Source organism: Chitinophaga sp. CC14, assembly GCF_048957795.1.
Taxonomy (GTDB): Bacteria; Bacteroidota; Bacteroidia; order Chitinophagales; family Chitinophagaceae; genus Chitinophaga; species Chitinophaga ginsengisegetis.
Map to the genome: position 1 here is coordinate 1,004,339 of NZ_JARBFY010000005.1, position 11,556 is coordinate 1,015,894.

The 11,556-nt window shown below is 45.0% G+C and carries 11 protein-coding genes and 1 tRNA gene; 4 read left to right on the forward strand and 8 right to left on the reverse strand.

The genetic code is table 11. The features are described 5' to 3' along the window. Positions 1–630: 630 nt before the first annotated feature. Entirely contained in the window at positions 631–981 is a 351-nt protein-coding gene (locus PV783_RS23600; protein ID WP_079473452.1) for a winged helix-turn-helix transcriptional regulator, read from the reverse strand. 96 nt (positions 982–1,077) lie between these two features. Here PV783_RS23600 and PV783_RS23605 point away from each other — a divergent pair, with 96 nt between their 5' ends. After that, a complete protein-coding gene (locus tag PV783_RS23605; RefSeq protein ID WP_420989830.1) occupies positions 1,078–1,866 on the forward strand; it encodes an SDR family oxidoreductase in 789 nt (262 codons plus the stop codon). A 125-nt stretch (positions 1,867–1,991) separates the two neighbouring features. Here the strand turns inward: PV783_RS23605 and PV783_RS23610 are convergent. Next, positions 1,992–2,079: transfer RNA gene (locus PV783_RS23610), tRNA-Ser, on the reverse strand. A gap of 190 nt (positions 2,080–2,269) precedes the next feature. Between PV783_RS23610 and PV783_RS23615 the strand changes: the two genes are divergently transcribed. Further along, a complete protein-coding gene (locus tag PV783_RS23615; protein WP_111579096.1) occupies positions 2,270–2,704 on the forward strand; it encodes an acyl-CoA thioesterase in 435 nt (144 codons plus the stop codon). Positions 2,705–2,794: 90 nt separating this feature from the next. Here the strand turns inward: PV783_RS23615 and PV783_RS23620 are convergent, their stop codons facing one another. From PV783_RS23620 to PV783_RS23645, 6 genes are all read right to left on the reverse strand, one after another. Further along, entirely contained in the window at positions 2,795–3,310 is a 516-nt protein-coding gene (locus tag PV783_RS23620; protein ID WP_079473449.1) for a hypothetical protein, read from the reverse strand. A 253-nt stretch (positions 3,311–3,563) separates the two neighbouring features. Next, a complete protein-coding gene (locus PV783_RS23625) occupies positions 3,564–3,830 on the reverse strand; it encodes a hypothetical protein (protein ID WP_079473448.1) in 267 nt (88 codons plus the stop codon). A gap of 104 nt (positions 3,831–3,934) precedes the next feature. Then, positions 3,935–4,384, reverse strand: coding sequence for a VOC family protein (locus PV783_RS23630; protein WP_420989831.1), 450 nt, complete (start codon positions 4,382–4,384; stop codon positions 3,935–3,937). 69 nt (positions 4,385–4,453) lie between these two features. Next, complete coding sequence (locus PV783_RS23635; protein WP_420989832.1) at positions 4,454–5,260, reverse strand: AraC family transcriptional regulator; 807 nt, start codon at positions 5,258–5,260, stop codon at positions 4,454–4,456. 23 nt (positions 5,261–5,283) lie between these two features. Then, positions 5,284–6,060, reverse strand: coding sequence for a GLPGLI family protein (locus PV783_RS23640; RefSeq protein WP_420989833.1), 777 nt, complete (start codon positions 6,058–6,060; stop codon positions 5,284–5,286). Positions 6,061–6,064: 4 nt separating this feature from the next. Further along, positions 6,065–8,839: an outer membrane beta-barrel protein gene (locus PV783_RS23645; RefSeq protein ID WP_420989834.1), complete on the reverse strand. Its 2,775-nt coding sequence runs from the start codon at positions 8,837–8,839 to the stop codon at positions 6,065–6,067. A 229-nt stretch (positions 8,840–9,068) separates the two neighbouring features. On the opposite strand from PV783_RS23645, the gene PV783_RS23650 reads away from it, so the two are divergent. Together PV783_RS23650 and PV783_RS23655 are read left to right on the forward strand one after the other, a co-directional pair. Then, a complete protein-coding gene (locus PV783_RS23650) occupies positions 9,069–10,787 on the forward strand; it encodes an IlvD/Edd family dehydratase (protein WP_420989835.1) in 1,719 nt (572 codons plus the stop codon). 10 nt (positions 10,788–10,797) lie between these two features. Beyond that, the gene (locus PV783_RS23655; RefSeq protein WP_420989836.1) at positions 10,798–11,556 is read left to right on the forward strand and encodes an SDR family NAD(P)-dependent oxidoreductase; all 759 of its coding nucleotides are present in this window, start codon (positions 10,798–10,800) and stop codon (positions 11,554–11,556) included.

The window sequence follows — 11,556 nt, forward strand, 5'->3', positions numbered from 1 at the left end:
TAGTGATAATTGGTCGTTGTTATTGATTAAAAGACGGGCTACACTAAGCCGGTGGCATTAGCATTCGTTAAAGTGATGTTTTAAAATAAATTTATGGCAGCTCCTCAAAAGCAAATCAGGCCATAAAACTAAAAAGGTTGTTATTGAATTAACAGAAGATCATGTTATCAGATTGTTACATTAGATTTTGGTTGCTTACTACATTGTCACTAAAGGTTTTCAAATAATCGTGGATCGGGTCTTCAGGAATTCCAGGCTAAAGTTGCTGAACAAACCGTAATTAATATACAATAAAATTAGTATTGCCGGGGTAAAATAAGCGATCAAAACAAAAAAATATTTAAGCCCCAATAGTATTGGGGTCTGAGTTGCAACACTTAAAACTACCTTTCCTGTATACGCGATAGACGACCAGCGTGCTATCAAAGTAGTAGACGGCGCAACCGAGGTCGTGTCCGGGGGACATTGCAAGCTGTTTAAGCCTGATGCCTTATCCCAATAAAAAACTTCACTGATCGAGTGGCTCGGTTTTGTGCCGTGCCGTGAGGTGGAGAGAGCGAGTTATTACAGTTTCAAAAATGGATTCTTTCAGGCCTTGAAGTAAAAACTGTTTTAAATTGATAATTGAACTTATAGTTTTCCGTGGAGCTTTTTCCGATGGGTTTTGCCCCATTTTTCTAATGGAGCTGCCACTTCTTCTGTAGTTAAACAGTAATCCGTAATAGTATATTCGATCCTTACGGGATAGTCGTTTATCACGTCTCTTCTAATCAGTAAATTTTCCTCCAGGTGCTTTAGCTCTTTAGATAACACACGATTGGTGATGCCGGGAATAGACCCCGCTATGTCATTGAACCGCTTGTTACCACTATAAATCGAAAGGATAACCGGTAACTTCCATTTGCCGCCTAGTACAAACATGGTATCCTGTATGGCTTTGATCTTTTCTTTAAAATGCTTTTCGTTGTCTTTTTGTGTCATAGGAGTACTAAAAAAGAATTAAGTATCCTTTTGGATACAGGTATCAAATATATACTTTCTCAGGTATATTTTTGATACTCACGAAAAATCAAGAATATGAAAACAATATTTATTACAGGTGCTTCATCAGGCATCGGCAAAGCAACTGCAAAATTATTTCAGGCTAAAGGCTGGAAGGTAATAGCCACCATGAGAACACCGGAAAAGGAAACGGAGCTGACAATGCTTGAAAATGTGACCATTCTCCCTTTAGACGTTACTAACAAAGCACAAATTCAGTCAACGGTTCAATCGGCAATCTCATTAGGCAACATTGACGTTGTATTAAATAATGCCGGTCATGGCTTGTTTGGCCCTGTGGAAGCTGTTAATGAAGAACAGGTATTAAAGCAGGTTAACACTAATTTTTTGGGGCCATTGAAAGTCATCCAGGCATTTATACCTTATTTCAGGGAGAAGAAAGCGGGATTGTTTATCAATACCACATCTATGGCCGGGCTTACAGGCTTTCCGCTAAGCAGTATCTACAACGCCACCAAATGGGCGTTAGAAGGTTTAAGCGAATGCTTATCCATTGAATTATCGATGTTTGGTATAGGTGTTAAAACAGTTTCACCGGATGCAACGAAAACTAATTTATTTACCACTGCCGATGTAGTTTCGCATTCTTTATACGATGGCGTAATACAGAAGATGCTCGGCAGCATACAGCAATCCAGTGAACCCATAAACATCGCGGAAGTTATTTTTAGTGCTGCAACTGACGGAAAGGACCAGCTGCGCTATCCTGCCGGCAAAGCGGCACAGCAAATCTATTCAAGGCGTCTTGAGATTGGCCCGGAAGCTTCAAGGATTGAAACTACTAAATGGTTCTTGAATTTGTAAAAAAAGGGCATTCCGACCTATTGAAACGCAGAGGAATTCGACACATTTTCTATGAACAAATAGAAAAAAACAGACACATTAATGCAAAAAGAGGAAGAATTAGTAATAATTCTTCCTCTTTTTGCTGGCGGAGAGTCAGGGATTCGAACCCCGGGACCTGTTACAGTCAACAGTTTTCAAGACTGCCGCAATCGACCGCTCTGCCAACTCTCCAGGCTGCGAAAGTATAAAACGAATTGATTCTAAAAAAATTTGTTTTACTTTTTTTATTAGAAAAATTTCGTTAAGAAGTAGCCCCCTGGCAGACATCCGGCTACCGGAACAATTTACGTATAGCCGTTACAGGTATAATTCCTGCCTGTTTGGACCGGCTTTTTTACACCACTTTTCCGTAAATTTAAATATGAACATATTCTTTGAAGGACCAGTACTATGGTCACAGATAGACGCTAATATGCACCTGCGCCACTCGGCCTATGCCGACTTTGCCGCACAGGCCAGGCTTAGTCTCCTTGAACAGGTAGGACTTACCGCGGTTCATTTTATACAGCAACAGCTGGGGCCCATTCTTTTCCGGGAAGAGCTGTTCTACCACCGGGAAATCAGCCCTAACGACAAAGTGCGCGTGAGCTGTGAAATGACCAAATGCCGGGCCGATGGCTCCCGCTGGTCCATTAAACACGAAATTTTCCGGGGCGATGGCACCAAATCCGCTACCGTATTGGTAGACGGCGCATGGATAGATACCCGTAAACGCAAGCTTACAGGACTTCCCCCTGAACTCATGGAGAAATTCAAAGCCATACCGCGTAGTGAAGATTTTGTAGAAGAAGCGTAGGTTGTCTTTCTCAGGATTAAACTGATTTTGCTGATCAAATCCCCTACTAAATCAACAAAATCAGTTTAATCCTGAGAAAAACATCATCCGCTACCTCGCCGTAAGTGGTTTTGCCAGTTTATCAGATTCCAGCTCTTTTATAAAAGGCAGCTGGTTCTGCAGGTATACCCTCGTCGATTGCTCCAGGTAATTGTCCAGCTGAAAGAACTTGGCGGCCCTGGTGGCGCCCAGCAGCTTGTTGAACTTCCGGAAATAGCGCATTTGCAGACGTCCGAATTCCAGGTCATTGTTAATAAACTGCCTGGTAAGAGAATTCATCTTCTTCTCATCAATAGAAGAAAACTCCTCGTTGTACATCTTCAGTAAAGCAATACGCTCCGTCAACCACGGACTCTTCTCCGTTTCATACTCAAGGAATGCAGATTGAAACGCCCGTTCTTCCAAAGGGGAAATCTTTAAAAAGTCATTCAACAACGACTCTTTGTTTTTGCCAAAGATTTGTGTTACAAGATCCTCAGTTGGCAATACAGCTACAGCTGGCGTAATTTGGGCGGTTAACCGCCAGGCTGCACCCAGGATCATGAACAAACAGATAAGCTTTTTCATGCACTGAAAATTTAGGATTAATGGCAGGTTCAGCCACAAGCCTATGTATTCAAGGGGTTACGAACACCAGCTCGGAACGGTGTAGTAAAATAAGAAGCAGGTGTAGTGCCCACTACATTTATGGCAGTGAATCCACCGTCTTATATAAACAATATTCAGGGAGAAATGGTTGCAGTAAGCATTAAATAATAAAAAAAGGCAGCCAGAAAACGGTTACTTTCAGGCTGCCTTTTTTGAAAAAACGGTGAATGATCTAGTTCATGGACTGTTGATTGGATTTCATAAATGCATCATATGCTTCTTTTGTCCAATGCTGATAATCTTCCAAATGGATGCCCAGTCGCTCATCCCGCTCTACTTCTTTATATTCCCGGCTGTCCCAATAACCCTTCGCCAATGACTGAATATTCTGGGAAACCGTGGCAGGTGCTACTTCGTAATCATCAGGATAACTCTTGTAGTTGCCAATTGCCAATACCTGGATTTCTTGTTTTACTGTGTCCTTGCTTTGCTTTGCCATGGTTAAAATTTTTTGGTTAACCCCAGTAAAACAAAAATGGTTCCTGTATGGTGCCAGTTGGGACTCCTTTAAGATTATATTAACTTAAAATTATGTTAACGGTGTCAGGGGTGCGAATAAGTTACCACGTCAATACCCACGCCATTAGGGTCTTGTATGGCAAAATGCCGGTCGCCCCACGGCTCATTACGCATCGCTATCTTAATGTCCACTCCTTTAGCTTTAATGGCTTCATACACCTTGTCCACATCCTCCACTTCAATGGTCAGGTACACGCCCTTACCATTAAAAGCCGTTTTAAACAAAGGCTGCTGCGACACATGCTCCGGCAATAAAAAACTGATTTCCGCCTGCTTATCCGGTGTATGCAGCAACAGGTAAAATTCGTTCTCAAAGGACACCCCAAATCCCAATATCTCTGTATAAAATTTTTTACTCTCCGCCAGTTTAGCTGTAATAATTCCTGCATTCAGTTTCATTTTACCGGGTTTTGCCTGTGAATAAATATTGGATATAAAGAAGAAGAAAATAAACAATAACAGCCATCTTTTCATACACTTTTCAGTTTTATAACAGCAAAACTAAGACAGCCGGGAGAACAAAAATTGTAAAAAACGGACAACTTATTTACCAAACACCTTAGCCGGGGTAAGGCCATAAAGCGTTTTAAATTCCCTGATAAAATGGGCCTGGTCGTAATACCCGGCATCGAGGTAAGCTCTGTTCCTGCGGATATGATGGGGATAATGGGTAGATTGTAATATCTTCTGAAAACGCACCACTTTACTAAACGTCTTGGGCGTATCTCCAATATAAAATTCAAACAGGCGCCTCAACTGGCGGGAGCTGATCCCAGGCGGCAGTTCCTTTTCAATACTGATAACACCCGAATGCTGAATGATCAGATCCACGGCTTCCAGCAGGCGATTATCCGCCGGCAATACTTTTTTGGCGACATGATCCAGCAAAAAGGCATCCAGCAGGGGGCGCAACTCTTCTTCCTTCATTTCTTCATGAAAGCGACCTGTCAAAAAACAGGTAATAGCCGGCGCCACCTCTTCCAGCGTGGTGGTCTGTTTACTTAACTCAGCAGCATTCAATGGAAACAACCGGGGAAACATGCCCGGCAAGAAACGGATACCCACATAATTAAAATTCCCTTCCAGCGGGAAACAGGTATAAGCGTCGCTGAATCCCATAATGAAACTCTGCCGGGGATCGTGTAGTTCAAAAAAAATATCCATACAGCCATCGGCCACTACCCGGTAATGAAAAGGCGCTGTGAGCGGGCCGGTGGTTTTAAGCTGCCAATAACAATAAATGTATTCCTGCAACCGCAGATCCGGTAAAAACTCCCGGTAAACGACGCCTCCCTCCGGCTGCGCTGCAAACGGCTGTACTGGTGTATATATGTGGGAACTGTTTTTCATCATCTGCCCGGATCATTCTGCAATTATAACATAATTGCCCTGATATACGCGCTTCCATAACTCCCCCACTTGTCCAGTATTTTTGAAACGGATTCGCGGATCCCTTTATTGTCCACCGGCTTTCCTTTTACGGGAGGTTTCAGCGCTTCTTCTTTTATATCGTCTATCAGCACTTTGGTGGCAAACCAGGTAACATGCTCGTGTGGCAGGGCCACTCCCAGGATCATACCGGGTAAACCACTGAACGACTCCGGTCCGCCGGGCGTAACAATAGCATCGGTATAAAAGGCCACCACGTAAATAGAGTCCATGATCACCGCATTGGCACGGCGGCAATCAAATCCGGCGATTTTACGGGTTTCATCCGTGATCTTCCAGCGGATCTGCCGCATAGAATCCTTTACAAGAAACATCTGCTCAAATACCTGCTTCTGTGAAATACTCTGCATACTATCCAGCCGGGAATATACCACATTCACTTCGGCCGGGGCCGATTCCCATATCGGTTTCTTATTGTCAGGATTGTCCCTTCCAGGTTTATACAGGGAAGTTTGATGTGAAAATGAATAATCGAAATAAGTGACCTGGTATTGCGACATCCCCTTTTTCAACATATCGGTCCACGAATTATCCTCTCCCTTACTCATGTCATCCATGCGGGCAAACAGGTTTACCCGTTTCTCAAATTCTATCCGCCCCTGCTGCAAAAAAGTGGTGTGCTGCGCCTGTGCTGATAAAACAACAACAGCGCACAGTATAACGGTCAGGAGCACACGAATTTTCATCATGATATTTTTCATAACACTATTCTTTTGGAGCGGCCGCGCCTAATTTGTTAAAGTTCCAGATAAAAGACAACAGGCCATACCGGCCAATGGTGCTGTATGTCCGCTGACTGATCGTATTGGTTGCCACCGATCTGTTGAAGCCGATATTCTGATTCAGGATATCACTCATAGAAAAATTGATCTGCACCAACTCCTTCTTTCCAAACTTCTTTGCCACATAGGCATTCAGGATAGCGGCATTGTTGTTGGTAGCAAACACCGGTGTTTTCTGCCGGATATTATAGTTCAGATCCGCATGCAGCACAAATTTAAGCGGCAGGAAAAAACTCAGGTTAGGCGAAATATTATATGTCCAGTATTGTGTCCGTAAAGTTTTATCCACAGAAGATACGCTGTTGTTAAAATTCGCCTCTGTTTCCAGGGAGTATTCATATTTTTTGTCTTTGTACTTTCCCAGGTTGATGCCTAATCCTAAATTGGAAGAATTAGTAGTATTCAATAGTCCGTTTACATAATTAACATTCCTGTTCAAACCTCCGTTGGCCCTGCCTCCCACTCTCATATCCCATGGATTAATTTTCCAACCTATATACAGGTTGAAATTCGCGTTCCGGTTTCCATTCACGTTCACAGCCTGACTGGTACTTACCCCCGAAGTATCAATCACGCTCCGGTCGCTGATGGCATTAGTGGTAGATCCATACCTTACAGAGGCCCAGATACTCCTGTTAGTCATTACCTTATAATCATTAAAATTAATGCTGAAATTATTATTAAAAGATGGCTTCAGGGCAGGGTTACCAATCTGCAGGTGGAGCGGATCATCATTCACGCGGATAGGCTGCAGCTGACCGATGCCCGGCTGACTGGTATAACCGTTATACTCAAAGGTAAGGCGCCGCTGCTGCGAAAAACTATACCGGAACATTGCCCGGGGATACCAGTTAACGAAATCACGTTCTACCTTGCTCTTCCGGAACATATCCTGCTGGCTGAAGCTGGTAAGGCCTACATTACTACCTATGTTAATGCGGATCTTCTTTTTCGTATATCCGTAACTGATACCACCCTTATGTGTTAATATATTAAATGCATAATCATTACTGTATAAAGAATCCAGGGCGGTATACTTCCCATCGGTCTGCTGGTTATAAGAGTTCCGGTTAGAATGATTATTATCTATATTAATACCATAGTTAAACAACAGCGAAGAGGCTACAGACAATGGTTCCGTGTAAGTAAGATTACTCACAATGCTGATGCTCTCGTTATTAGTGGTTTTTAGCTGATCGGTATTTTGTACAGAATCTATCTTACCCTGTTTGTAATATTCTGTATAGGCGTCCAGCATTCCTTCCCCGGTGGTTCGTGAATAATTCTCCGCGAGGCTCAGCGATATGGTGCGTCCTTTCTTCTTTAGTTTTTTACGCCACAACAGGTTGGCGTTCATGCTGCCAATGTCCGATATATTGGAGGTTTTACGCTCTCCCCGGTTCACGATCATATCATTCATTTCCATTCCGCTGTTGCTGAACCTATTGGATATTTTGTGATCCAGGCCGCCATCTACCTGTAGTTTGATAGAAGAACTGGAATCAAGTTGCCGCTCATAGCTGCCATTAACGCGGTTCCGGAGGATACTGTTGTTGAAATATTCTTTCGAATGATTATAATAAATGGTATCAGGTAAGATATTCTGTGACATGCTTTCACTGTTCCCGTCAATATATAATTTCATCAGCTTGTAGTTGGCGTTCAGGTTTTGCCGGTCCCTGTCCCACTTATCCGAATAGTGTAATCCCCCGGTTTGCACCAGTGGGTAACCATCGCCACCGTAGCGTCCATCCCAGCTGTCCAGGTCATCGCCCTGGAAACTAAGCTCTACATCGCCATCGTCGTTAAAGGAGATATCACCGTTGCCGGAACCGAATTTTTCCCGGTCGCCCCAGTCGAGTCCTACTTTGCCGGTGTTGGACACGATGCCAAAAGCAGCCAGTTTCTTCTTGCCGCGGAATACATTCAACATCGCCTGGCTATCGTGAAAACCGTTATCCCCGGCGCCTACGGCTACTTTGCCAAAGTAACCGCGTTTCTTATCTTCCTTCAGCTGGATGTTAATCGTTTTCGATCGTTCTCCATCATCGATACCTGTAAAGGCCGCCTGGTCGCTTTTCTTATCGTATAGCTGTACTTTATCCACCATATCCGCCCGCAGGTTTTTGGTGACCAGCGTAGGATCATCTCCAAAAAATTCTTCCCCGTCTACCAACACTTTCTTTACCGTTTCACCCTGCGCCGTAATCTGTCCTTTGCCATTTACCTGTATACCCGGCAGTTTTTTCAGCAGCTCTTCCACAGAGGCATTGGCAGCCGTTTTATAGCTGTCCGCATTAAATTCCGTGGTATCCCCTTTCATTTTTATAGCGGCTACTTTTTGCTGTATCACTACTTCCTGCAGTAAACGGGATTTCAGTGTCAGCATAATATTATTCAGTTGCACAGCAGAGGTATCTGATAACGTTAAAGGCTCTACGTAATCTGCAAAGGCAGGATAGGTGATCAATAGCAAATACTTTCCGGGGGGCAGGTGTTTTAATTCAAAATGTCCTTTTTCATCACTCCGGGTAAATTTATATAAGATGGAATCTTTTGCCTGAAGCAGTGCCACTACAGTATTGGATAGCTGCACATGATTAAGTGTGTCTGATACATTTCCCTTAACAGTGGCTTGCTGCGCCAGGCAGCAATGGGCAATGACCATACCGAGAATCAATCCGGATAGTTTCTTCATTTGTGGATTATACAGGTTATGTGTACAGATGCTATGAAATTAAAATTCCATAATAAAAATTGAACTTTTGTTGCCATGTGTGATAAACATCTGTTAAATGGATAACCTACTTATCATGTAGAGAAAGAATATTAATAAAAAGATAACCAGCCATATGATAACAAAATCTGGCAGTGTTCATTTTTGAAATCCATAATTTATTGTATCTTTTAAAATATCCACTCCCGTTATGAAGCACGAAAACTCACTAAGAAGCGCTAATTGGTTTGCCCGTGATGGCAAAGATGGTTTTATTTACCGTGCCTGGCTGAAAAAGCAGGGCATCCCTTCACATGAGCTGGAAGGCAAGCCTGTAATAGGTATTTGCAACACCTGGTCGGAACTCACGCCCTGCAACTCCCATTTCAGGGAACTGGCAGAAGCCGTGAAACGCGGGGTACTGGAAGCCGGTGGTTATCCATTGGAGTTCCCGGTAATGTCGTTAGGAGAAACACTCATCAAGCCCACTGCTATGCTGTACCGCAACCTGGTTAGCATGGACGTGGAAGAATCTATCCGCGCCAATCCTATAGATGGCGTAGTGCTGCTATGCGGTTGCGATAAAACCACACCGGCATTGGTAATGGGCGCCTGCAGCGTAAACATTCCCACCATTGTGGTATCAGGCGGCGCTATGCTCACCGGCAGGCACCGCGGCCATAGTATTGGTACCAGCGATATCTGGCGGTTTAGTGATGATGTAAGGGCCGGCAGGATGACCAATGAAGAACTCGCTATGGCAGAAGCAGGTATGTGCCGCAGTGATGGCCATTGCGCCGTAATGGGCACCGCCTCTACAATGGCCTGTATGGTGGAATCCCTGGGATTATCCCTTCCGCAGAACGCCGCTATTCCCGCGCCGGATGCCGCCCGCAAAGTGCTGGCACAGCTGTCGGGCAGCGAGATCGTAAAAATGGTACGGGAAAACAGGCGCTTAACAGATATCCTTACAAGAGAAGCTTTTGAAAATGCCATCCGGGTGAATGCTGCTATCGGCGGCTCCACCAATTTTGTGATCCATTTGCTGGCCATCGCAGGCCGCATAGGCATAGAGCTGAACCTGCAGGACATGGATACCTTTTCTGCCAACATCCCGCTGATTGCCAATTTGCAGCCCTCCGGCAGTTATTTTATGGAAGATCTTTACTATGCCGGCGGACTACCAGCTGTAATCAACGCCCTGCTGGAACATCTTCACAAAGATTGTATTACTGCCAATGGCAAAACTATCGGCGCTAATTACGCCAATGCTGTCAGCTATAATAAAGAAGTGATTTCATCACTGGATGATCCCTTCAATGCAGTATCAGGCATCGTGGTATTGAAAGGAAATATTTGCGAGCAGGGCGCAGTGATCAAACCATCTGCCGCAAGTCCGCACCTGATGCAGCATACCGGCAAAGCAATCGTATTTGAGGATATCGACGATTACAAAAAACGGATCGATGATCCCGCGCTGGATGTGGATGAAAACAGTGTGCTGGTACTTAAAAACGTAGGACCCAAAGGCTATCCAGGCATGCCTGAAGTAGGCAACCTCGGCTTGCCCGCAAAGCTGCTGGCCAAAGGGATTACAGACATGGTACGCATTTCCGACGGGCGGATGAGTGGTACCGGCTTTGGCACCGTAGTATTGCATATATCGCCGGAAGCCGCTGCCGGCGGGAATCTCGCCATTCTCCGCGATGGCGATGTCATTACGCTGGATGTACACCAGCGCCAGCTGGAAGCAGCTGTTTCTCCCGAAGAAATTGCCCGCAGGAAAGCCGCGTGGAAACCGGTTTATCCACAGTCCACAAGAGGGTATGTACAACTGTACCAGCAACACGTAGAGCAGGCGCATCTTGGCGCCGACCTCGACTTTCTCAAAGGCAGCTCCGGCAGTGAAGTAACCAGGGACTCACACTAAAAAACGGCTTATGACATTTGAAAATAAAGTAGCGATTGTTACCGGCGCAGGACAAGGCATCGGGTTTGAGATAAGCAAACAACTGGCTTTACAAGGTGCTATTGTTATCCTGAATGATATTGATGCCCAGCTGGCACAACGGGCTACCAGCGCCATTACTGCCGCAAAGGGGCAATGTATAGCCATGCCCGGCGACTCTGGTGATATTGCCTTTATCCGGCAAATGGTAAACACAGCAGTCACCCAATTCGGCCGGCTGGACATTGTAATTGCCAACGCCGGCATTACTTTATTCGGCAACTTCTTTACCTATACACCTGAAGCATTTAACCGCGTGATGCAGGTGAACCTGGGTGGTACTTTTTTCCTGGCGCAAACCGCTGCCAACCAAATGAAACAACAGCCACAGGGCGGCGCTATTTTGTTCACCTCCTCGGTAACCGGCCACCAGGCGCACAAAGACCTCGCCGCCTACGGTATGAGTAAAGCAGCGCTGGAAATGCTGGCAAAAAATTTAGTGATTGAATTATCTCCTTTTAAAATTACGGTGAACACTATTGCTCCCGGCGCTACCCTCACGGAACGCACGCTGGACGATCCTTCCTATGAACAGATCTGGTCCAGCCTCACGCCTATGGGACGCCCTGCTTATACGCAGGACATTGCCCATGCTGCGCTGTTCCTGGTATCCGACCAGGCGAGGCATATTACCGGGCAAAGCCTCATCATCGATGGCGGCTGGACCAGTATCAGTCCTTCGCCGTTCTGA

Coding starts and splice junctions, on each gene's coding strand:
- PV783_RS23650 (WP_420989835.1), top strand. CDS start 9,069: ATGAAGCACGAAAACTCACTAAGAAGCGCTAATTGGTTTGCCCGTGAT.
- PV783_RS23605 (WP_420989830.1), top strand. CDS start 1,078: ATGAAAACAATATTTATTACAGGTGCTTCATCAGGCATCGGCAAAGCA.
- PV783_RS23600 (WP_079473452.1), bottom strand. CDS start 981: ATGACACAAAAAGACAACGAAAAGCATTTTAAAGAAAAGATCAAAGCC.
- PV783_RS23615 (WP_111579096.1), top strand. CDS start 2,270: ATGAACATATTCTTTGAAGGACCAGTACTATGGTCACAGATAGACGCT.
- PV783_RS23620 (WP_079473449.1), bottom strand. CDS start 3,310: ATGAAAAAGCTTATCTGTTTGTTCATGATCCTGGGTGCAGCCTGGCGG.
- PV783_RS23630 (WP_420989831.1), bottom strand. CDS start 4,384: ATGAAAAGATGGCTGTTATTGTTTATTTTCTTCTTCTTTATATCCAAT.
- PV783_RS23635 (WP_420989832.1), bottom strand. CDS start 5,260: ATGAAAAACAGTTCCCACATATATACACCAGTACAGCCGTTTGCAGCG.
- PV783_RS23640 (WP_420989833.1), bottom strand. CDS start 6,060: ATGAAAAATATCATGATGAAAATTCGTGTGCTCCTGACCGTTATACTG.
- PV783_RS23645 (WP_420989834.1), bottom strand. CDS start 8,839: ATGAAGAAACTATCCGGATTGATTCTCGGTATGGTCATTGCCCATTGC.
- PV783_RS23655 (WP_420989836.1), top strand. CDS start 10,798: ATGACATTTGAAAATAAAGTAGCGATTGTTACCGGCGCAGGACAAGGC.
- PV783_RS23625 (WP_079473448.1), bottom strand. CDS start 3,830: ATGGCAAAGCAAAGCAAGGACACAGTAAAACAAGAAATCCAGGTATTG.